The following is a 20,895-nucleotide window of genomic DNA, read 5'->3' on the forward strand; positions in this document are numbered from 1 at the left end:
CGCCCGTGATGACGGCGTCTGTGCGTGGCGACTGCTGACCTTGGGTGATCCTGGGCGGCCGGTTGAAGTCCAGTCCCGCTCCGTCCTCGGACGGTGTGAGCGCGGTGTCGGGGAAGCCGGGTGTGTGCAGTTCCAGCAGGGTGTGGCCGACGGCGACGACGCTGCGCCGCCGCCACGGGCGGCTTTCGGTGAGCGGCCGGCCGTCGAGGGTCGCCGAGGTACCGAAGAGAGGCCGTACGGTGACGTCGCCGTCGGCGGCGACGGTGACTTCAACGGCGGAGTGCGGCAGCGCGGGGTCGTCGAGCCGTATCCACGCCTCTGGTCCGCTGCCGACGACGGCGGTGCCGGGGCCCAGGCGGTGCACGCCGCCCGCGTCGGGGCCGCCGGCGAGGCGTAATTCGGCGATGCCCTGAGCCGGCGGCGGCGGGCAGCCGGTGGGGTGTGCCACGCTGACGATCGCGCCGTCCCGCAGCGGGGACGCACCCAAGGGGATGTCAGGGTCCAGCGGGTATCCGTCGACGTGGAGGGCGGGGAGCCGCTGTCCGTCCACCGACGGGCCCAGCCACCGTGCCAGATCCCGGGCCAACCCGCCCACCGCGGTGACGGGATCGGCGTCGACCAGGACGTCCGTCCGGTCACCGTGCGCGGGATCACTCACGCTGAGCCGCAGCTCCACTGCTCTTCCCCCCGGAAGCCCCCGACGCCACCGTCTTCAATACCGCACAGCCAGAGCCACCCAAGAGACACGAAAACAACCGGACAGGGCCTCACGCAGGAACCGCTCGGCGGCAGGCGCCCAGGGTTAGCCGAGGGCGAGATCTTCCGCGAAGCAGCGCTCACCGGGCATCGGCAGTCAGACGCCCGCCTTGTACGCCGCCAGGATCACCCAAGGTCAGCAGTCGCCACGCACAGACGCCGTCATCACGGGCGTTTTCCATGCGGAAACACAGAAGCCGAAGCGGGTGGCGATGCGTCCGCCGTGGATGCCGGCCCAGAAGCTAAAACCGATGCGGATTCCAGCCCGGGCCACGACAACCTCACCGGCACCAACGTCCCCCAAAAAAGATGTCTCCGGAAACCTGCGCGTGAAGGACTCCCTTACAGAGCGATGGGCCGATACGCCAGCGCCTGGTCCACAATCTGTTCGGCGGAAAGCTGCGGGTCAGCGTTGATCAGGTCCAACACCCTCGGATGGGCAACGTTCTCTCTCAGCATCTCCACCAGCTCGTCTTGCTCCACCTCCGTGCCTGAGCACGTCATGACGTCCTCCACGAGCTGAATAAGTTCCTCACGCGTCACGAACCTCTCCCTTCACACCGGACGCGGGACCCGCCCCCGCCGCGACCGCATCCTGGGCCAGGTGCCGCAGGGCCGCCCGGCGCGGCCCGAGGAGGTCGCCGGCTCGGTGTGCTTCCTCGCCTCCCTCGGGGCGTCGTACGTCGCCGGGGTCGTCGTTCCGGTCGGCGGCGGGCTGGGCATGGGGCGCTGAGGGCTGCTCCTGCCGCCCGGGCGTCTCAGGGGTGCTCGAGCACGAGGACCGCGCGGGTATCCGGGGCGAGGGCCTCGAAAACGTGCGGCAGGTCCGCCGGGTACGCCACGTAGTCGCCGGGTTCGAGCTCCACGGCCTCGCCGGTGACGCCGACGAGGGCCCGGCCGCCGGCGAGCAGGACGTGCTCCACCACCCCGGGCATGTGCGGGTCCGACGCCCGGACGGTGCCGGGACCGGCGTCGATGCGGTAGACGTCGCGCCGGGCGCCGGGCGGGCTGGCCGCCAGCAGGGTGGCCCGGTAGTCGGAGCCGGCCGCGGCGACCGCCGCGCCCTCGCCGGCTCTGATCACCTGGGTGTGCGGGCGCGGCGGGTCGAGCAGCCGGGAGAAGGGCACGTCGAGGGCCACGCACAGGGCCCACAAGGTCTCCAGGCTGGGATTGCCGTTGCCCGCCTCCAGGTGCGAGAGCGTCGACTTCGAGATGCCCGCCCGCCGCGCGACCTCGCTGAGGGAGAGCCCGGCCCGGGTGCGCTCGCGGCGCAGGGCGGTTGCGATCGACTCCAGCGGGACCTTCGCGGGGACCTGCGCTTCCTGCGCCATCGTTCGCTCCATAAGTCATGCGTTCGTGTTGACGAACGCCACCGACGGTGTTCACTCTACTAAACGTGCATTCGATATGGAGAACGATGGATCGCGCGCCGTTACGCGACATCTGCCTGGTCTGCCTGGCCGTCGGGGTCATCGGGCTGTCGTACGGGGCCATCTCCGTCGCCTCGGGCCTGCCCCTGTGGCTCCCCGTGGTGCTGGGGCTGACCGTGCTCGCCGCCTCGTCGGAGTTCCTCTTCGTCGGCATCGTCGCGGCCGGCGGCAGCCCGGTGGCCGCCGTGCTCGCCGGCCTGCTGGTCAACGCCCGCCACCTGCCGTTCGGCCTGGCCGTGCCCGACGTCCTCGGCCACGGCCGGCGCCGTCTGCTGGGCACCCACCTGCTGAACGACGAGACCGTCGTCTTCGCCCTCGCCCAGGAGGGCATGCCCCGCAAGCGCGCCGCCTACTGGGCCTGCGGCCTGGGCATCCTGGTGTGCTGGCCGCTCGGGGCCCTCACCGGCGGCCTGATCGGCTCGGTCGTCCACGACACCGACGCCCTCGGCCTCGACGCGATGTTCCCCGCCGTCCTGCTGGCCCTCATCGTCCCGGCCTTCCGCGAACGGGACAAGCGCCGGGCGGGCCTGGCCGGCGCCGCCATCGCGCTGGCCGCCACCCCCTTCCTGCCGGCCGGCCTGCCGGTGCTGCTCGCACTGACCGGGTTGCCGGTCACCGCCGTACGGGAGAAGACCCGGCGATGAACGACCCCCTCGTCCTGATCGCCGCGACGCTGGTGCTCGCCGCAGGCACCTTCGCCTTCCGGCTCGCCGGCCCCTTCCTGCGCAGCAGGATCACCTTCCCTCCACGCGCCGAGCGGCTCATGGAGATCTCCGCCGTCGTCCTGCCGGCCTCGCTCGTGGCCACCACCGCACTCACCGAGGGCCACGGCCCCGCCGGCGTCGCCCGGCCGGCCGGAGTGCTGGCGGCCGGGCTGCTCGCCTGGCGCAAGGTCCCCTTCCTCGCAGTGGTCCTGGCGGCCGCGGCGGTGACCGCGGCCCTACGCCTGCTCGGGGTCTCGTAAGGCGTCCCCGCCGTCGGTGAGCAAGTCGACGGCGAGCTCGGGACCGGCTGCGGCACCGACGGGCGCCCACCGTCCAGTGACATCAGCCAGGCACAGGAGGCGAGGCCTGCCTGGAGCCGAGGACTCCAGCCGCAGCTTCGCCAGGATCCGGCCCACGTGCGCCTTCACCGTGCGTTCGGCGATGGCGAGCCGGGCCGCGATCGCACGGTTCGAGGCACCCCTGCCCAACGCTCGGAAGACCTCCAGTTCCCGCCGGGAAAGCGCCGCTATCTTCCCGAACGCCTCCCTCCCCCGCCCGGTGCGGCAGCGGCCGCCTCGGGGGCCCCGGCCCCGCTCCGCGGGCGGACGGCTCGCCTCCTTGATGACTCCGACCCTCATGTGCTGCTCGTGCCCACTCGCGGAGTATGCCGGTCACGACGTGCCGACCGGCTTGCAGCATCTGCCGAAGCCGAACCGGGCAAACGGTGGAATCCCGGTCCGGGATCCAGCGAAGTTGGGGCGGGCAGCCGATAATGCGGCTTCGTTCACTTCAAGCGGCAGCGTTTGTTGAGCAGCCTGGGAGGCAATTGGTGATCCGCTGGCTCGCTGAAGTTCACGAGACATGAAGGCAGTCCGATGTCCGAGCGTCCGGGATGATCGAGGAGGAGTTCGGATCCGCGAGGGAAGGAACAGTGCGATGGCGATCAGAGGGCTGAGCCCGGAGAGAACGGCCCGCCTTGAAGTGCTCGTCGACCAGTGCCGGCCACTGCTGGCAGCGGACGGCGGGATGGCTGCTGTGCAGCGGCTGCTGAGTGAACGCCGGGTCGAGGTGCTTGATGCGGTGGTGATCACGCGTGAACTGCTGGGAGCCGGTCCCACGTCGCTAGCGGAGGCGAAGACCATCGTTCTGACGAGCCCAGGCAGAAGGCGTGAGCTGAGGGTGCACGAGCAGTTCATGGACGGCTTGGAGCAGAACGGCTCCCTCGGCCAGTGAGAACCAGCTGGTCGGCGCCCCGCCACCCATGAAGGGTGGCGGGTTGCAGGGAAGCCGTCAGACGGCCTTGGCCGGCTCTTCGGCTCGGGCCCGGGTGGAGGCGAGACGGCAGGAGCCGGTGCCGGTCTCGATGATCGTGCCGTCGAAGGTCAGGCGGTCCACGATGGCCGCGCAGCGCCGTGGACCGGTGAAGGTCTTCGTCCAGCCGCCGAACGACTCGTTGGAGGCGATGGCGACGCTGTTCTTCTCCTCACGTTCGGTCAGGACCCGGAAGAGGAGTTCGGCGCCGTGGCGGTCGAGTTCCATATAGCCGAGTTCGTCGATGCAGAGGACGTCGACGCGGCCGTAGCGGGCGATGGTCTTGTTCAGCTGCTTCTCGTCCGCGGCCTTGCCCAGCTCGTTGACCAGCTTCGCGGCGAGGGTGTAGCGGACGCGGTAGCCCTTCATCGCGGCCTCGGTGCCCAGCGCGATGAGCATGTGGGACTTGCCGGTGCCGGAGTCGCCGATGAGGCAGAGGGGCTGGCTCTTCTTGATCCATTCGCAGCCGGCAAGGGTGTGGATGGTGGCCGGGTCGATGTTCGAGTTGGCGTCGAAGTCGAATGACCACAGGGACTTCTCCCGGGGGAAGCCGGCCGCCTTGATCCGCCGCTCCGACCTGCGGCGGGCACGGTCGTCACACTCGGCCATCAGCAGTTCGGCGAGGAAGCCGCGGTAGGTCATCTGGTCCTTGATCGCCCGGTCGGCGATGTCGGAGAACTCGTTGCGGATCGACGGCAGCCGCAGCAGGCGGCAGGCGGAGTCGATCGCGGCGCCGGCGGCCTGCTCGGTCAACCCTCGCTGTCGGGGCATGGTCACTGCGCTTCTCCCTCACGGTGGCCGCTGCCGCTGGTGCGGCGGCGTCGGAGCAACTGGTCGTAGTGAGACACCGAGGGCAGCGGCCTGGTGTCCGGCGGAAGATGCGCCAGGCGCCACTCGTGCAGGGACGTCACCGTCACCGGCGGCTGGCCGAGGGGCCGGGTGTCCGGTGTGGGCTCGGTCTCGGCCTGGGCAGCCTTGCGGGCCTCCAGCGCGACCGCGTCCGCGGTCATGGCCCCGGCCCCCCGCGGGGCTGCTGCCAGGCCGGCGACGACGTGTTCGTGCGTCATGTGGCGTCCGAGCAGCAGCACCTCGATGAGCGCGCGGGTGCCGTCCCTCTCGCCGTGGAGCTTCATGGCCTGCGTCCACCAAGCGTCGTGGACCGGGGTGAACGTGCCCGCTGATCGGGCCTGTTCGAGGGCGGTGGAGCCGGGGAACGCGCCGGGCTTGCGGACCAGGACTTCCAGGCAGTGGTCCAGTTCAAGGCGGACGGCGCTTTTGGCGATCAGCCTCTCGTGCCGAGCCACCTCCACGTTCTGGTCGTAAACCACGAGGTGAGAGGCGTGAAGGATGACCCTGACCCGCTTGCCGATCAGCCGGATGGGGACCGAGTAGCGGTTCGCACGGACCGGGATCCGGCCGTAGCGGTCGACCCGTGGAGTCAACAGCCGCCCGGTCTCGAACGGCTCCCTCCGGCAACGGCATCAGCAGCGGTCGTTCGAGCGCGAACTCCTCCGCAATCGTCCGCGACCTGGAGCCAATGCGGCGGGCGTCATCCTGCCGGTCCCAGTGCTCGACCATCTCGTTCAGCTCGGCAAGCGAGGAGACCTCGGGGACGGGGACGAAGTGATTGCGGCGGAAGTAGCCGATCTGGCCCTCGACGCCGCCCTTCTCGTGGGCGCCCTCGATGCCTGAGCGGCAGGAGAAGCTCTCCATGCCGTAATGCGATTTGAACGCAATCCACCGGTCAGCTTCCACCCTCGCCCGGCTCAGCCCGAGCACGCGAGTGACGGCGGCCTTGAGGTTGTCGTAGCGGACCTTGGTTCGCGGGACCCCGCCCAGCGTGGCGCAGTGCGTCGACGTGGCCTTCGAAAAATGCCTCCTGGCCGCAGGAGGCGAACACGCGGTGGACGGCCTTGCCGGAATACGACAGGCAAAAGGAGAACAGATAGCAGGTCACCAGCTCGCCGGCGAGGCGGATCGTCACGTCACCGAAGTCGACCTCCGCCTCGTGACCGGGCTGGTGGGTCTGGGACGAACGCCTCCAGCGGGGCCTTGCCCGACTCGACGAGAATCTCCGGCTTCCGGGCCGCGACGTAGTAGCGGACCATCCCGTCACAGACGTCGGCGCCATGTTCCTCGACCAGCCGGTGGAAGATCCGGGTGACGGTGTGACGCTGCTTGCGCGGCGCGTCCAGGCCCGCCCGCAGGATCTCGTCGACCACCGGCCTGTAGCGGTCCACCCCGGTCGCCCGCGGCGGCAGCTTCTTGCGCGGCTCCGGCCAGGACGAATCCAACGCCTTCCGCACCGTCCGCCACGTCACGCCGTGCTTGCGCTCAAGCCCCCGCATCGACATGCCGCCAGGTGGTCACGCCGGATCGCCGCGTACAGCTCGACCTTCGCCATCCGCGGCATGACCAGCACCTACCACCAGGAACACCCCGACGCTTCCTCGGCAAGACCCCCGATGCCTCCCAAACTCGTCGACATCACCCACCCGTGGAACAGGGCGCCTCCCAACCCCATCGACAAGCGCCGTCACAACTGCCCGATAAAGCCAATAATGCGGCCGAGCAGACCGGAACGGCCTTCCGCGTGAACCGAGAAGGCTTCACAGCAGACCTCACACCTCTGACCAACCCAGACTCCGCACCGTCACAGGAGTCGGCAAGGCAGGGCACTTCGACACTCATATCAGCGTTTACCCGTCACTACCTGCCAGCGCCCTCCAGCAGGTCACCCCAGCTAAACGACTGGCAACCCGCGACGATTCTCCTCTGACAATCCACCATGGCGGCATGACCGCCTGCGCGTTTCTCCAAGTCCGGTGTCAGTAGGAGACGTCGAAGTAGTCGATGTCGGTGAGGGCGACTTCGAGACCATCGGCGCGGCGTCCGCCGTCTTTGAAATACACCTCTTGCAGTCCTTCGGCGACGATGTGACGCATCTGCTGGTCGGTGGCGCCCTGCTGCTGCGCGTCGAACAGGCGGCGGGCATAGGTCGGGGGGAGGTGGACGGTCAGCCGGCGCATTCGGCCGTCGTCGGTGGTGCCGACCGGCGCGGTGTATCCGAAGCGGGCCCGGGTCTCGATGGTGATGCCAGTGGCGGTGGCGGCCTGCTTGCGGCGCCGCCCTCGGACCTTCGGCTGCCAGCGGGCTCGTACGGCCGCATCGATCCGGTCGGCGATGTCCTTGGGCGGGTGTTTACGCTCACCGGTGCGGTAGCGCTCCACCGACCGCCGACTGACCCCGATCTCCTGGGCGACGGCCTTGGTGGTCTTCAACTGCCCCACAAGGAAGTTGATGCGGGCCTTCAGGCTCTTCGGGGGCTCGCGGGTGAACGCCTCGAAGTCGGCGCGCTCGAGGGCCTCGTCAATGTCTCCCACCGGTCAGCTCCCGTCCGTGATCGAGCCGGGGCCGTAACGCTGGGCGATCAGACGGGCGCCTGCAGCCGGGACGAGGTCCGTGACCAGGCGCTCGCCCACACCCGAGACCGTGGTGGCGTCGGGAGTGAGGCAGCCGAAGCCGCGCAGCTCGCCGACCGCCTTGCGGAAGGCGTCGCGGCCCTCAGCGGCCAGGCGCTCGTCACGGGTGCGGGAGACCGGTTCGCTGCTGACCGTAGGCTCCTGTCCGCGGTTGTAGCCGGTGGCGAGTTCGGCCAGGACGCCTCGGGCGCGCCGGGTCAGACGCATGTCCCGCATCGCCCGCGCGAACAGCGCCGGGTCATGGGTGGGCGGGGCGGTGGGGACGGGCCACCGCGGGGGCAGGGCATCGGGGGTGTTCATCGGTTACGACTCCTTCGGTGCGATTCGGCATCCGCCCCGGCCTGGGGGGGGGATGGCAGCCAGCCGGTGTCGGTGGCCTGCGGCCGCTACTCGCCTTCGTCGAAGACGGCGTCGCCGCCCTTGATGTGCCGGGCGGGGTTGAGGCCCTGCTCCATCAGGTCCACCGCCCACAGCATCGACTGGACGCCCTCCAGCTTCGCCAGACCCGGGGTGGGACCGAGCCGGAAGCCGCCGGGCTGGGGCTTGCCCGAGGCCGCGTACGGCAGGAAGGCGAGCGGGCTGTCGCCGGGGCTCGGGTAGACGACGCAGTCGGAGAGCACGGCGAGCGGGAACAGGCCCGTCATCCGGGACATGTTCAGCAGCTTGCGGTGCATGTTGATGCGCGCCTTGCTGATGACGGCGGCGCGGATGTCGGGGCGCCAGGTCGGGCGTTCCAGGGCGGGCCAGCGCTCGCCGTCCTTGTAGTGCTTGCCCTGGGGGCGCTCGCGGAGCTTGCCGACGCCGCCCTTCACCGTCGCCTTGATCGCCGACAGCACGGCGGCCAGGGCCGGATCGACCTGCTTGTGCCGCTCCATCACGGCGAGGAACTCCGCGTCCGACAGGTCGCGGGTGACGCCGAGGTCGGCGAGGGTGTCGACATACGCCGTCTTGAGCCGGTCGTGCCAGGGGTCCAGGTAGGCGCCGGTCTCGCGGCGCAGGTACGCCTCGATCGGGTGGACGTCGTAGCCGAGCTCCTGGGCGTAGGCGACGGTGTGCGTCTGATACCAGGCCGGGCCCGTCGGCCGGATGCCGTCCGGGGTGAACGGGGAGGGCAGGCGCGGGTCCAGCTCGATGTGGGACAGGTCGACCAGCCAGGAGCCGGGGATCTTCGGATTGAACGTCGGAGCGCGGAAGTGGTCGGGGGCGGACAGGCCGACGACCAGGCGGGCCGCGGCAGCGAGGAACGCCGTGTTCAGATCCAAGCCGACCGCGTACGGCAAGTAGCACTCCTCATCGGTGAGCAGCTCCACCGACCGCACCCACTGATACGCCTCCTCGTTCAGGAAGCCTCCGCTCCAACCGGAGTTCACGACGACAGGGTGCTCCGGGGTGGCCTCCGGGGGCGCCGGGTCCATCGGCTCCGTCCCCAAGCTGCCGGGGTTGCGGGCGGAGATCCAGTTGCCGCTCTCCTCATCGCGCACCGGCCGGGTAGGCGGGCGCAGCGCCGTCATCAGCTCCAGCCCGGAGACGGCGGTGGAGCCGCGCGGAGTGATGACGCGCTGGGCGTAGACACCGAGGACCCGGGCGATGTCGGCCGGCTCCATGTCGGCCACGCCGGGCCAGGACCGCTCATCCAGGGCGTCCCAGGGCAGGATCGCGAGTTGCACGCACTGCCGGTCGCGGCCGTGGGCCTTGCGGTAGATGCGCGCCCACGGGCCGAACCCGCGCTGCGTGAGCTGCCACTGGGCCTTCGCGACCTGTTCGACGACCGGGTGATCCTCCGGCAGGCGCAGCGAGCGGCGCTGCTCACGGCCCTCCAAGCGCTCCGGCAGCCCGAGCTTCACGGCAGCGGACGTGGTGAGCACGATCAGCGGGTCGGAGTCCTTGCCGTACCGGTTGAGCTTCGGCGCCCCCAGGCCGGACTCCTTGAGCGTCCACTCCACCAGCTCCACCACCGTGACCGCCGGACAGTCCAGCACGATCCCGTCAACGCCGTACGCGGAACCGTCACCATCCAGCACGGCGAGCGGACCGTGCGGGAACCGCGGGTCCAAGGCGGGTACGGCGGCCTTCTTCGCCACCGAAGCCCGCGACGACGTTGCCGGGCAGGCGGCCGGACGGGCAGCACGCCCGGGGGTGGCCGGGGCGGCGGGAGCCTCCACCAGGGCGGGCGTCTTCGCCTCGGAGACGGCCGGGCCGGTGAACGTGGCCGACACCTGCGGCGTGGCGACCGCGGCCGCAGGGGCCGGGGCGAGCGCGGCGGGGGCCGGCGCGGTCGCGGTGGCCTGCGGCGGGTACTTCGCCTCCCACCCGTTCAGCAGTCGCTGGTACGCGGTCAGGCGCGCCCCTTTCGGTTCGGAGCGGCCGTTCTCCCAGTTCTTCACCGTCTGCTCGGTCACTCCCAGGGCCTTCGCCATACGGACCTGGGTGATACCCGCGGCCTCGCGCAGCCGAGCGCGCTCTGCCGGCGGCGGAAGCTGCGGCTCCTCCTCCAGCAGAGCGTCCACGTTCGCGAACAGCTCTTCCTCACTGGTTGCCATGCCTGAACACTAGCAAGACTTACCCCAACTTTTAACCAATCCCTTAACCCACCTGGGAGCTACCTGTCCCTGCCGCGGCTTCAGGGACGGGTCTCGCCTCCGAGGCCCTTGGCGGAAGCCGGGCCCGTGCCGCCAATGCGGTCAGAGCCCCGACGGCGTGGAAGACCGGCGCGAGCAGCAGATCGCCGCAGCCCGCGCGAATGTGGACCGGCTCCTGCTCAGACTGCGGCGCCTTCAGGAGGCATCGGCGGCCGCCGCCGACCAGGCCGCCCAGGCCGATACGGCGGCCACCACCGCGCTCACTGCCCGCGACACTTACGACGCGGAGCATCTTCAGCCCGCCCTCAAAGCCGCGCAACAAGCCGAGAAAGAGGCCCACGGCCTGAGCCGCGACGTCGCCCAGCTCAAGGAGTGCCTGGAGTCGGCCGACTACATCAGCGCCCAGCAGCAGGTCATCAAGACGGCCAAGGAACAGATGGAGACGGCACAGGCCGTCCGGGAGCCGCAGCCACCACCCACGAAGTGCGCCGCAAGGAAGTCACCGACCGCTGGTCGGAGTTCTTCCTCACCCGACTGAAGCGGACCACCCCGAAGTCGAGAACGCCCGCATCGCCCCCGCCGACTTCACTACCCGCATCAAGGAACGGCACGCCGCCGACAAGGCCTGTACCGAGAGCTGGGTGGCGGGCGAGTCCTCGAAGAAGCCGGCCACGAAGCACAGCCGGATGAGCGCGTTCTCCTCCAGACTGCCAGGGTCGGTGAGGTAGGTGTCGACGGTGGCCAGCAGCTCGCGGTCCGCCGCGCGCAGAGCCTTGCGGGCCCCGCGGGCCGGTGCGCCGCGCAGCGGTCCGGTCTCGTCAAGGAGCATGACACCGGCGACGACGGCCAGTCCGAGCCGGCCACCGAGGCTGAGGCGCAGGCGGTAGTCGATGGCGTGCCCGAGTGCCGACCGGTTCGGGTACTGCACATCGATCGGCTGCACCGGGTACGCCAGGCCGCGCCCATCAGAATCAGTGTGGACGTCTTGCCCGCCCCGCCCCGGCTACCCGGGCCAGGTCCCAGCCGGAGGCGAACACCTCACGGGCGGCCTGCTGCTCCTGCGTCGGCTCTATGACCATAGGGGTTCCTCTCTGGGAAGCGCGGCTTCATGTACCGCAGCCCCAGGGGCTGAACCAGCCGATGACCAACCGTCAATACAGCCATACGTTCGATAGGGGGTTCCGGCAGATTCGAGACGGCCGTACAAGGCAGTACCGCGTACCTGTGCGCTGCCTGTTTCCCCTCCCCACCCCTTGGGCGGCGCACCCGGTCGCGGCAATCATGCCGGGCGGACTTTCCTGATTCGGGAAGGAGTCGGCAGTCCTGGTTTCCATGCTGCCGCAGACGAAGGAACCACCGTGCACCGCGCCGATGCCCGGTCACACGGTCACATAGGAGGCGTGGGAAGGCGACGTGTCCCGCCGGGCCAAGGGGGAGACGTATCGTGCACCGCGCGAGGACAAAGTGTGTTCGGCGGTGACCAGGACCGGCGCCCCGCCGATGATCGTGCCCATCGATACGCCCACCCTCCGGGCATCGACCACGCCGTCATGAACAGCACAGGGAACCCTGCGTCGGCCCACGCCTCCCGTGCGGCCACGACGGCGAGCTGCCCGCGGGTCACCCGCTCGCGGGCCGCTTCCACATCGACCGCGGCCCGGAAAGTCAGGCGGCAGATCCTCGGAGCCCCGGGCCGCTTACAGGTTCTGCAAGGCACCGAAACTCCAGGTCCCACTGCAGCCGCACCAGCCGAGCCTGATGAGCGGTTCCTTCCACGGCCCGGAGCTCCTGAAGCCGGGCGTGATCTCGTGCTCGCGCTGGCGTGTGGCGGCGAGCGGTGAAGAGCCGGACGAGGTGGCCATGTTCGGCGGTGTGGGCCGCAAGCGCTGAGCCGCAGGGCCTTCAGACGCCGTAGTGCACGAACGACACCCAGGCGCTCGGATGGTCGGGGCGGCGATCTCGTTCACGGAGCAGGGCCCGCTGCAGGGCGCGTGCGCTGTCGAAGGCGTTGAGGTCAACGGTCCGGAACAGCCCGGGCGGTTTCGGCGCCGACGACCGGCGACCGGCGAACGGAAGGAGGCGGCGCAGGAACCGGCGCCACTTCGACGACGCAGCGTCGGTGCGCTCGCTACTGCGTGGCTCTTCGGCCGGCGGGATCAGCGCGGCGTAGACATCTCGTGCGATACGAGCGGTGGGTCCATCGGGCACCGGCCACAGCGTTCCGATGACAGCCTGGTACTCGGCGTACATCAGGGCGGCGGCCAGGCTGACCCACTCGTCGCGGACGAGGCTGCCCCCGGCTGCAGTGGTGCAGGCCGCAAGTAGTGCGAATTCCGTGGCGTTCCCCGGTAGTTCGGTGAGATCGGCGACGGTCAGATCGCGGTCGTGCAGGGAGAGACGGCTCGTGAGGGGTTCGTCGAAGTTCTGTACGGCGTGACAGTCGAAGTGTGCCCAGGCGTGCCGGGGCAGTTCCTCGCGGACCTTGTCCCAGGTCGCCTCGGAGCCCACCAGGCTGGTGCGTTGCCTGCGGGGCAGCAGCGTGGCGAGATCGGCCAATGTCCGCTTGGTCGCCGGGAGTTCACCGACGGCGGGCGCGACGAGCAGATGGCGGGTGGGGCGCCGGTCGCGGTCCGGGGCGCGCCGCACCGTTCGGGCCCGCGTCAGCGCACTCACCGTAGGGGTGTAGGAGGACGTCACACGGTCGAGGACCGAGCGACCGTCGGCGGACAGCGCCGCGTGCAGGGGGAGGGTCGTCAGCGGTCCGGTGGGGATCCACCACACATGCGGTTGTGCCGCTGACCCTGCCAGTTCGGGAAGCCGTGCCAAAGCGGCCAGCACGGGCGATGCCACCGTCTGCCACAGCCAGTGCAGCACATCCCCAACAACGCCTTCCCGCCCGTAAGCCCGGTTCGCGGTCCTCGCCTGACATCCGCTCCCCCATACAACAGGCTCGTACCAACTCCTGTGCGGATACAGGCTAGTCACCGTCCGGCGCACCTGTCACCGCTGGTTCCTTGGCTGTTACACAGTCATACCGAACGGTGCAGCGGCACGCGTGACCAGAAGGCGGCCGGGACGCGATGTTGGTCTCCCTCGTCCGCCCCGCTCAGCCCTCCCCGTCAACTGCCCTTCCTGCGAGATATCGCCTCCTCGCAGGAGGCGGCCGGCCGGCGCCTGGAACGGTTCGAGCAGAGAACACGGGAACGTGACGACGCCCGGCAGGCCCTCACCCTGCACAGCCGCGGCTTGCAGGCCCGGAACGCACGCCGTCGACGCACGGTCGAACCACCCGCACGGCACCTCGTCAAGCAGCCGGAGCGTTGGGCGGAGACGGCCACCGATGCCACAGGCCTTCGCACTGCGTGCTCCCTGCGATGATGGCGGGCGCGTTGATCACGAGGGGAGTTCGGTCATGGTGGAGCAGGTGGTACGGCGGATCGCCGACGTGATGGTGGCGAGCGCACCGCCGGGATGGCAGCGGGCCGTGCTCGCCAGCACGGCGGGCCAGGCAAGCGTCGGTGTCGCCGGGGACTACGCGGTCCCCGGACGGAAGTCCTGGCGCCTCTCCACCCCCAGCCCCTTCGAAGAGCTGCGTCTGCTGGCGGAAGAGGTGCGGAACGTGCGGGGCTGGGAGAGCACCAGTGTGGAGCTGGAATGTCAGCCGTCCGGAGAGTACCGGCTGGTGGCCTGGCGGGACACGGTGAGCAGTCTGCGCGGGCGGGGCGGCGGATTCGTAACCGTTCTCGACAGCGCGTACCGGCTGCCGCAGCCCGGCTTCGCCCAAGCCGGGTCCACCGCGACGCCGGCAGGCGACCCTGACCTGGCGCGGGCTCGCTTTCGCGCCTGCCTGGAGCGGCGCGCGGCGGTGCTCGGCCGGGACGAGGAGTTGCCGCCGCCGGCCTCCGCGGACGCGCTGGATGAGGCCGAGCGCCGTGTCGGCCGACCGCTGCCGCCGGACCTGCGGGCGCTGTACCAGGTGGCCGACGGCGACCAGACCGGCTACGAGCACCGCTACCTGCTGGGCGGCAACGCCTGGCTGCCCCTGAAGAGCATGATCGCCGTCCACGCGCGGATGCGGGAGCCGGGCTACTTCTCCTGGGAACTGGGTTGGAGCCGGGTGATCTTCGACGCCGAACCGCCGGGCACCGTCCGGCGTTGCGACGGGCACCCCGGGTGGGTGCCCTTCGCCAGCGGCGAGGACGGCAACTACCTGGCCGTCGACCTCTCCCCCGCCCCCGGCGGCCGGCCTGGGCAGATCATCCGCATCGGCCGCGACTACCACAAGGGGCCGGTCTATGTCGCCGACTCCATCACCTCGTTGCTGGGCCATAACCTCGAACAGCTCGAACTGGGGGCATTCGAGACGTACGACGACAATCTGGAGTTGCTGCAACCGCTTCCCGGCACGGACGACGACCGGAAGTGGATTGCCGATGACCACATACCAGACGAGTTGCCGCACACCATGCAGGCCCTCTCCCTCAACGACGCCCCGGTTCCCGTTGATCTCGCTCCGCTGCGCGCTGCCTCCGGCCTCAGACTGCTTCGCCTGAACCGGTGCTCCACTACAGACCTTGCGCCACTGAGCGAGTTGCCCATCGAATCGCTCCACGTGACATTGGCCGGTGGCACCCTCAGCCCCCTCCAGGCCCACCCTCACCTCACCTCCCTGAGCCTGGACAGCAGCACGCCGATTGACATCGCCGTACTTCCCACCATTCCGAACCTGCGGGGCCTGGACCTCTCAGGGGTGCACGTCGGTGACCTCTCCGTACTGGCCGACCTGACCGAGCTGCGCTACCTCTCGCTCACCGCCGGGCAGTGGGCCGCCTTGCTGAGCGCGGGCAAGCTCCCGCCGGCGCTCGCCGCGGCCCGCCTGGTCGACGGCGACGCCACACTGGAGCAGGCCCTCAGCTGGACGGCCCGGCTGGGCCTGGACACGAGTGACGCCCTGCGCGTTACCGGGAACCTCACACCGAGCGCCCGGCACTGAGCACCGACAGGGGCGCGCATTTGCTCACCGGCGCCGGCCTGCTGTCCGTTCCGGCGGCCACCGGCGCACGGGCCACCGGCCAGAACGGACGCCAGCTACCTGGTGCGCGGTCTGCGGCCCTTTGCCGGGGTCGGAGGCCGTATCGGCTCAGGCGTCGAAGGCCGTGGCCCTGGACTGCTTTTCCCAGGCGAGGACGTCCTCCCGGACCTGGTCGAGGTGGGCGAGGACGGCGCTCACCCCGTCGTCGCCGAGCGGCAGCCGCAGCGGGGTCCGCTCCGCCTCCAGCGCGGCCAGGATGACCGCCGCCGCCTTGGCCGGGTCGCCCGGTTGCGAGCCGTCCCCGCCGGCCACGGCCGCGCGGGTCTCGCCGACCTTGGCGTACAGCCCGCTGTCCACGCTGGCCCCGGCCCGGCCGGTCGCGAACAGCGAGGTCCGGAAGGCGCCCGGCTCCACGATCAGCACCTTGACGCCGAACTCCCGCAGCTCGTCCGCGAGCGCCTCGGACATGCCCTCCAGCGCGAACTTCGTCGCGCTGTACGCCCCGAAGCCCGCCACGGACATCTGCCCGCCCATACTGCTCATCTGCACGATCGCGCCCGAGCGCCGCTCGCGCATGTGCGGAAGCACCGCCCGCACGAGGGCCGCCGGGCCGAAGAAGTGCAGGTCGAACAGCTCGCGCAGTTCCTCCTCCGTCGTCTCCTCGACGGCGCCGACGTGCGTGCGGCCCGCGTTGTTCACCAGCACGTCGATCCGCCCGTGCCGGGCCACGACGTCCCGTACGGCGCTCTCGATGGCGGCCGTGTCCGTGACGTCCAGCCGCAGCGCCTCCACCTGGTCGGGATGCGCGGCCACCAGATCGTCCAGCGCCTCCGGGCGCCGGGCCGCGCCGACCACCACGTCACCGGCGGCGACCGCCGCCTGCGTGATCACCCGCCCGAATCCGCTGCTCGCACCCGTCACCAGCCATACCTTGTTCACGGCAACTCCCCGTTGGTCGTTCGGCTCTCTCGCCATCCCGTCGTCCTGACGTCGATCAGACTGCCGTCGAAAGCCGTTGCCTGTCCAAGATCCACCGTGATAGCCAACGGTTATGACCATGGACGTCCACGCCCGAGACCTCCGCTACTTCGTCGCCGTCGCCGAGGAACTGCATTTCACGCGCGCCGCCGAGCGGTTGTACGTCTCGCAGCCGGCGATGAGCAAACAGATCCGCGCGCTGGAATCGCAGTTGGGCGCGGAGCTCTTCCGGCGCGACCAGCACGGCGTGGCCCTGACGGCGGTCGGCGAGGCCCTGCTGCCGCACGCGCGGACGGTGCTGGCCGCGTGGCAGGCCGGCACGGCCGCGGTGGAGACGGCCAAAGCCGAACAGCGCAGCACGCTCAGGGTGGGCATGAGCACCAGCCCGGGGCGGGGCGGGCTCCTCCCGGCCGTCCGATCCCGCTTCAGCGCCACGCACCCGGATGCCACCACCCGCCTGCGCCAGGTGAGTTGGGACGACCCGACGGCGGGTCTGGCCGACGGCAGCGCCGATGTCGCCTTCGTATGGCTGCCGCTGCCCGACGCGCAGCGCTACCGGTGGGTGGTCCTCGCCGAGGAGCCCCGCCTCGTCGCCCTTCCCGACACCCACCCGCTCGCCACCCACGCCGAGATCGACTTTTCGGCCCTGGCCGACGAGCCGTTCCTCGCCCTGCCCCCGAGCGCGGGCCCGCTGCGCGACTACTGGCTGGCCCTCGACGCCCGCGCCGGCCGCCCGCCGCGCATCGGCGCCCTCATCGCCAGCACGGAGGAGACGTACGAGGCGCTGATCGCCGGCCTCGGCATCTGTCTGGTGGCGGCGGGCAACGCCCCCCTCATCACCCTGGGCGGCGTCACCACCCGCCCCGTGAGAGGCATCAGCCCCGGCCACTACGCCCTGGCCTGGCGCCGCGAGGACGATCACCGGCCGCTGGTGCGGGCGTACGCGGAGGCGTGCCGGGCCACGGTCGCCGCCGGACGACGGCGGGCGGGAGGGGGCGGCGGGTGACGGCGCGGTGCGCCGGCCTGGGGCTCGTCCGCTACCGGCGGGGATGGTGGTAACTGTCGGTCCGGTCGCGTCGGCTGCGGGCGGACCGCTCGGGCGCCGAGGGCGGAGACCTGTCCGAAGCTCCCGATGCCGCGACGGCGTGGGGGGCCTGGACGATTCCCGGCCCGCCGTCGTCGAGGCCGCACGCGCCGAGCCGTGTCCGCGCGGCCTCTATCCGTTTTGCGACGTACGGATCACCGTGCTTCTGCGCAGCGCTCCGCCGTGGCTTGGACCGGTCGACGACGATTTCCCCGGTCATCGTGGGCTTATCCCTTGGCCGAGGGCTGGGAGCTCTCGTCAGCCAAAGCTCAGTTCGGCATTCTTCCGGACACAGACCTCCAGTACCTCGACGAGGTCATGAGCGTTGCCGGCATGTTCCCGCAGCTCCGGGTCCGATGGTTCGTCCGATGCCCACTCGTCCGCCAGGCTCCTGAGGCGCGGCAACATCGCCCGGCACTCCTGAGGGGACAATGACCTCCCGTGGTCGTCCGGGTGGTCGAGCAGCGGTTCGAGCTCGGTGGAGACGTCAGTCCAGCTTCTGTCTCCACCGAACCCTTGCATCTCGTCGAGGCGGAACCCTTCGGCCAGGGCGAGTCGCCGCCGGAATGCCCCGAATCCCCTGTAGGAGAAACAGACTTCCGGGCCGCCGGTTTCCCCGTCGGCCGGAAACAGGAGCAATCCCATGGTGACTTTCCCTCTCATTGTGGAGCGGAAGTCCGCTTGCCGGGCACAGTGTTCACGCGCGGAGGACAGGCCTCAGGGCGCGTGCGACTGCTCGTCCAATGCCGATCCCCCGCATCACGTCAAGTCTTTGACGAAGAGCCGGCGCCCGCAGCGACTCTCCCCGATTCCGGCCGGAGTCAGCCGCAGTCACCGCCGGGCCAGACGCCGGCAGGCCGGTGGGCCAGCAAGAGGGCCAGCGACTCGAACGGTATCGCCACGAGGTTGAGCCACGCGCTCGCAGACGCGAGCAGGCCCGGCTTCGTCGAAGCAAGGCCCACCCCGCGGCTCCGGTTCATGCTGAAGGCCGCCATCAGGCACACGGCCACCGCTGTCACCCCCAGGGCCAGGCCGGCCCACGCGGCGAGGTACTCGCTCGTCGAGACCGGCGCCCGCATGGGTTTGCACGGCACCGACCGGTCGCCGCGATGCGCCTCGGCCTTCAGCGCATAGCCCGCACACGCCACCCCCAGAGCCGTGGCGACCGGGACGGACAGGATTCGCTTCCTCAGGCGGGACGGGAGGGGCGGCACCGCGGCGGTGCTCCGGGGCGCCGTTGGAGGCGGAGAGGTGTTCGACATCCGGTCAGCCTAGTGCCGTGCCCGTGCCGCGCCCGGAGGGATACCGGCTCCCGGCGCTCACACCGCGCCGGACGTCGGCGTTCCTTCGCGCGTTACAGCAGTCCTCCCAGTGGCAGGACGCGTTCGGTGAGCCGTCCGCGCAGCGTCTCCTCGGTGAGGTCGGTGTCGGTGAGCCAGTCGGCGCCGGCGAGGAGGTCGACGTGCTCGGCGACCTGGTCGGGGGGCAGGACGCAGAACGCGGCGACCCGGTCCAGGGGGAGACCGCCGTCTTCCACGTGGCCGAGGCGGCCGTCGGGGCGGGCGAACGCGGCGGTGTAGAGCGCGAGGAGCCGGGTGGTGGCGCCCAGCTTCTTCTTGCGGACCTTCCGGTCTCCTACGACCTTCTGCGCCCAGCCGGAGACCTTCGCGCGGGTGGTCTTGCCGAGGGCGAACCGGTCCGCCTGGTCGGGCAGCAGGGAGGGGACGGTGAAGGCGGTGGGGTCTTCGGAGCGGGAGGCCATCGCCTCGGCCACGGTCCCGGGGAGGTCCAGCCAGCGGTCGGCGACCAGTTGGCCCAGCACGCGTTCGGCGTCATGAGAGAGCCAGCCGGTGAGGTCCTGGCCGGTGACGTTCCCGGTGCCGGCGCGCGCGGCACGCAGGGTGAGCATCAGGACCGCCAGGCGCACCTCGGCCTGCTCGGACGGGGCATGGGCGGCGGCGTACTCCAGGGCGCTACGGGCCTGGGCTCCTTGCGGACGGGTCAGCAGGCGCGGCACCGCGGGCTGGTCCCCCCCGGCCGCTTCGCCGAGGAACTGGCCGGTGCGGTTGGCGTGCATGTCGCGGGTGGTGTGGGCGGCCTGCTCGGCCCGTTGTGCCTCGTGGCGCAGGGATTCGTCGCCGCTGACGTCGGCCCACAGGGCGAAGGCGCGGGCCTTGCGCTCGTGGAGTTCGGCGAGGAGGGCGAGGTCGGGCTCGGGACGCTGCTGGTAGGCCCGGAAGGCGTCTCCCAGCTCGATGAGCTCCAAGCGCAGGACGTCAGGCCGGAGATCTTGCGGGACGATCCGCTGCGCGATCTTGCCCCACCGCCGCGCCTTCCGGGAAGCGCCGGCCGGTGAGGTGGCGCGGGCACGGGCGCGGGGTAGCGATGGCCCCTCCGCTGCGGGAGCCGGTTCGTCCCGGGGTGTCGGCGGAGCGGCGTGGTCGGAGAAGAGCGCGGTCACGTTCTCCGCCGCGCCGTCCTCCCCGTCCCGTCCCGTGGCGGGCTTCCGCATCACCGGCTGCTTCGCGGCCGATGTGCGGCGTCCCGGTGGCGGTGCCGTGTCCAGGACGCGGCAGTCGGTGGTGGCGGCCGCGCACCGCGCGCACGTTTCCGCGATCCGCCACAGCCGTCCGGCCCGGTCCGCGTACACCGTCAGCACCATCGGTCCCCCGCACTGCGTCGAACCCGTCGGCGCTCCGGCCGCACCGCGCGCTGTGGCGGGATCGGGGATGTGCCACGCGCAGTCGGCGGCGCGGCAGGCGCAGCCCGCTTGGCCGCGCGGTCCCCCGGCGGCGCGGACGCGGACCAAGTGCGCGTTGACGTGGGCGATGGCCGCCTTGCGCCCCGCGGCGGCGCCTTCGGGGAAACGCTGGTCGGGGCAGGGCGGGTGGGAACAGGAGAGCTTCACCGCGCCGGCGGAGGGACGGCCGTAGGGGTCCAGGCGTACCGTCCACACCCGCCCGACGATCCGGCCGTCCTGCTGCGTGCCGGCTTCCACCGCCATACGTGTCCTCCCAGCCTTCCGTGAACTCGTCGATCCGAGCGATCCCGCCCGTCGTCGGGGATCGCACCGGCACACAGCCTGCGGCCCGGCGTATGCGGACCCGCGCACAAGCCTCGCCGCCTGGCACAGCCCCGGGCCGTGCCAGGCGGCGGGCCGGCCGGCAACGGCCTCGGCCGCGGCGCCGAACGCGGGTCCGCTCGGGCGAAACAGGCTTCCGCATGCCGCATAGTAGGGCAGGATCCTGACAGCCCGGCGCCCACCGGGAGTTGACGGGGGTGCGCCCCGGTCACCGAGGGTGGGGATCCGGCGCCGTCCGGCGGCCCGCCCCGTCCCGGGCGGGCTCGCTTCCGCCTTCGAACTGCCTGCTGGGCGCGCCTTCGGGGGTTCTCGTCCGTCGACCTCCCGACACGGCCGGTCGCTCGCGGCGCTGGGCACGATGTCACCTGCAAGGGGGTGGGCGGAGAGGGCCGGCGACGGTGCGGCGCGCACGTCTGTCGCGGACAGGCGCTCAGTGGGCGGATGTCCGTGACGGCAG

At 71.0% G+C, this 20,895-nt stretch carries 21 protein-coding genes and 2 pseudogenes; 8 read left to right on the forward strand and 15 right to left on the reverse strand.

The window, feature by feature from the left end; genetic code table 11:
* Positions 1 to 658, reverse strand: a pseudogene (locus tag ACSNOK_RS09905) (FtsK/SpoIIIE domain-containing protein); the annotation flags it as partial.
* Between the two features lie 440 nt (positions 659 to 1,098).
* On the reverse strand, positions 1,099 to 1,299 hold the full coding sequence (locus tag ACSNOK_RS09910; protein ID WP_436780230.1) for a bacteriocin immunity protein: 201 nt from the start codon (positions 1,297 to 1,299) through the stop codon (positions 1,099 to 1,101).
* Here ACSNOK_RS09910 and ACSNOK_RS09915 point away from each other — a divergent pair.
* The gene (locus tag ACSNOK_RS09915) at positions 1,280 to 1,489 is read left to right on the forward strand and encodes an SDR family oxidoreductase (RefSeq protein ID WP_436780254.1); all 210 of its coding nucleotides are present in this window, start codon (positions 1,280 to 1,282) and stop codon (positions 1,487 to 1,489) included. The genes ACSNOK_RS09910 and ACSNOK_RS09915 overlap by 20 nt on opposite strands.
* 25 nt (positions 1,490 to 1,514) lie before the next feature.
* Here ACSNOK_RS09915 and ACSNOK_RS09920 read toward each other — a convergent pair whose 3' ends face one another.
* Positions 1,515 to 2,087 (reverse strand): helix-turn-helix domain-containing protein, encoded by a 573-nt coding sequence (locus tag ACSNOK_RS09920; RefSeq protein WP_436780231.1) that lies wholly within the window; start codon positions 2,085 to 2,087, stop codon positions 1,515 to 1,517.
* An 86-nt stretch (positions 2,088 to 2,173) separates the two neighbouring features.
* Between ACSNOK_RS09920 and ACSNOK_RS09925 the strand changes: the two genes are divergently transcribed.
* A complete protein-coding gene (locus ACSNOK_RS09925) occupies positions 2,174 to 2,830 on the forward strand; it encodes an AzlC family ABC transporter permease (RefSeq protein ID WP_436780232.1) in 657 nt (218 codons plus the stop codon).
* Positions 2,827 to 3,150 carry an AzlD domain-containing protein gene (locus ACSNOK_RS09930; RefSeq protein ID WP_436780233.1) on the forward strand — a complete coding sequence of 108 codons (324 nt, stop codon included), beginning with the start codon at positions 2,827 to 2,829 and terminating at the stop codon, positions 3,148 to 3,150. The genes ACSNOK_RS09925 and ACSNOK_RS09930 overlap by 4 nt, the downstream gene beginning before the upstream one ends.
* On the opposite strand, the gene ACSNOK_RS09935 is transcribed toward ACSNOK_RS09930, so the two are convergent.
* Positions 3,127 to 3,528 (reverse strand): LuxR C-terminal-related transcriptional regulator, encoded by a 402-nt coding sequence (locus tag ACSNOK_RS09935; RefSeq protein ID WP_436780234.1) that lies wholly within the window; start codon positions 3,526 to 3,528, stop codon positions 3,127 to 3,129. The two genes, ACSNOK_RS09930 and ACSNOK_RS09935, sit on opposite strands and share 24 nt — an antisense overlap.
* A 298-nt stretch (positions 3,529 to 3,826) precedes the next feature.
* Here ACSNOK_RS09935 and ACSNOK_RS09940 point away from each other — a divergent pair, with 298 nt between their 5' ends.
* Positions 3,827 to 4,123, forward strand: coding sequence for a hypothetical protein (locus ACSNOK_RS09940; protein ID WP_436780235.1), 297 nt, complete (start codon positions 3,827 to 3,829; stop codon positions 4,121 to 4,123).
* A 57-nt stretch (positions 4,124 to 4,180) separates the two neighbouring features.
* On the opposite strand, the gene istB is transcribed toward ACSNOK_RS09940, so the two are convergent.
* The 5 genes and pseudogenes from istB to tap all read right to left on the reverse strand — a co-directional run bounded on the left by istB (position 4,181) and on the right by tap (position 10,223).
* Complete coding sequence (gene istB, locus ACSNOK_RS09945; RefSeq protein WP_436780236.1) at positions 4,181 to 4,978, reverse strand: IS21-like element helper ATPase IstB; 798 nt, start codon at positions 4,976 to 4,978, stop codon at positions 4,181 to 4,183.
* A pseudogene (gene istA / locus ACSNOK_RS09950) lies at positions 4,975 to 6,555 on the reverse strand (IS21 family transposase). The gene istB and the pseudogene istA overlap by 4 nt, the downstream one beginning before the upstream one ends.
* A gap of 474 nt (positions 6,556 to 7,029) precedes the next feature.
* Positions 7,030 to 7,584, reverse strand: coding sequence for a telomere-protecting terminal protein Tpg (gene tpg / locus ACSNOK_RS09955; protein WP_436780237.1), 555 nt, complete (start codon positions 7,582 to 7,584; stop codon positions 7,030 to 7,032).
* A gap of 3 nt (positions 7,585 to 7,587) precedes the next feature.
* The gene (locus tag ACSNOK_RS09960) at positions 7,588 to 7,983 is read right to left on the reverse strand and encodes a hypothetical protein (protein WP_436780238.1); all 396 of its coding nucleotides are present in this window, start codon (positions 7,981 to 7,983) and stop codon (positions 7,588 to 7,590) included.
* Positions 7,984 to 8,069: 86 nt separating this feature from the next.
* Complete coding sequence (gene tap / locus ACSNOK_RS09965; RefSeq protein ID WP_436780239.1) at positions 8,070 to 10,223, reverse strand: telomere-associated protein Tap; 2,154 nt, start codon at positions 10,221 to 10,223, stop codon at positions 8,070 to 8,072.
* 157 nt (positions 10,224 to 10,380) lie between these two features.
* On the opposite strand from tap, the gene ACSNOK_RS09970 reads away from it, so the two are divergent.
* On the forward strand, positions 10,381 to 10,800 hold the full coding sequence (locus ACSNOK_RS09970; protein ID WP_436780240.1) for a hypothetical protein: 420 nt from the start codon (positions 10,381 to 10,383) through the stop codon (positions 10,798 to 10,800).
* On the opposite strand, the gene ACSNOK_RS09975 is transcribed toward ACSNOK_RS09970, so the two are convergent.
* Complete coding sequence (locus ACSNOK_RS09975; protein WP_436780241.1) at positions 10,789 to 11,205, reverse strand: hypothetical protein; 417 nt, start codon at positions 11,203 to 11,205, stop codon at positions 10,789 to 10,791. The genes ACSNOK_RS09970 and ACSNOK_RS09975 overlap by 12 nt on opposite strands.
* An 815-nt stretch (positions 11,206 to 12,020) precedes the next feature.
* Here ACSNOK_RS09975 and ACSNOK_RS09980 point away from each other — a divergent pair.
* Entirely contained in the window at positions 12,021 to 12,152 is a 132-nt protein-coding gene (locus ACSNOK_RS09980) for a hypothetical protein (RefSeq protein ID WP_436780242.1), read from the forward strand.
* A 12-nt stretch (positions 12,153 to 12,164) separates the two neighbouring features.
* Here the strand turns inward: ACSNOK_RS09980 and ACSNOK_RS09985 are convergent, their stop codons facing one another.
* Positions 12,165 to 13,136: a CHAT domain-containing protein gene (locus tag ACSNOK_RS09985; protein WP_436780243.1), complete on the reverse strand. Its 972-nt coding sequence runs from the start codon at positions 13,134 to 13,136 to the stop codon at positions 12,165 to 12,167.
* Positions 13,137 to 13,674: 538 nt separating this feature from the next.
* Here ACSNOK_RS09985 and ACSNOK_RS09990 point away from each other — a divergent pair.
* Complete coding sequence (locus tag ACSNOK_RS09990) at positions 13,675 to 15,255, forward strand: SMI1/KNR4 family protein (protein ID WP_436780244.1); 1,581 nt, start codon at positions 13,675 to 13,677, stop codon at positions 15,253 to 15,255.
* A gap of 147 nt (positions 15,256 to 15,402) precedes the next feature.
* Here the strand turns inward: ACSNOK_RS09990 and ACSNOK_RS09995 are convergent, their stop codons facing one another.
* Entirely contained in the window at positions 15,403 to 16,233 is an 831-nt protein-coding gene (locus ACSNOK_RS09995; protein ID WP_436780245.1) for an oxidoreductase, read from the reverse strand.
* Positions 16,234 to 16,345: 112 nt separating this feature from the next.
* On the opposite strand from ACSNOK_RS09995, the gene ACSNOK_RS10000 reads away from it, so the two are divergent.
* A complete protein-coding gene (locus ACSNOK_RS10000) occupies positions 16,346 to 17,278 on the forward strand; it encodes a LysR family transcriptional regulator (protein ID WP_436780246.1) in 933 nt (310 codons plus the stop codon).
* Positions 17,279 to 17,614: 336 nt separating this feature from the next.
* Here the strand turns inward: ACSNOK_RS10000 and ACSNOK_RS10005 are convergent, their stop codons facing one another.
* The 3 genes from ACSNOK_RS10005 to ACSNOK_RS10015 form a co-directional block, all read right to left on the reverse strand.
* The gene (locus tag ACSNOK_RS10005; protein ID WP_436780247.1) at positions 17,615 to 18,001 is read right to left on the reverse strand and encodes a hypothetical protein; all 387 of its coding nucleotides are present in this window, start codon (positions 17,999 to 18,001) and stop codon (positions 17,615 to 17,617) included.
* A 176-nt stretch (positions 18,002 to 18,177) separates the two neighbouring features.
* Positions 18,178 to 18,618 carry a hypothetical protein gene (locus ACSNOK_RS10010; protein ID WP_436780248.1) on the reverse strand — a complete coding sequence of 147 codons (441 nt, stop codon included), beginning with the start codon at positions 18,616 to 18,618 and terminating at the stop codon, positions 18,178 to 18,180.
* Between the two features lie 92 nt (positions 18,619 to 18,710).
* Complete coding sequence (locus ACSNOK_RS10015) at positions 18,711 to 20,360, reverse strand: hypothetical protein (protein WP_436780249.1); 1,650 nt, start codon at positions 20,358 to 20,360, stop codon at positions 18,711 to 18,713.
* Positions 20,361 to 20,895 lie beyond the last annotated feature (535 nt).

The organism is Streptomyces sp. URMC 126, assembly GCF_051386555.1.
Taxonomy (GTDB): Bacteria; Actinomycetota; Actinomycetes; order Streptomycetales; family Streptomycetaceae; genus Streptomyces.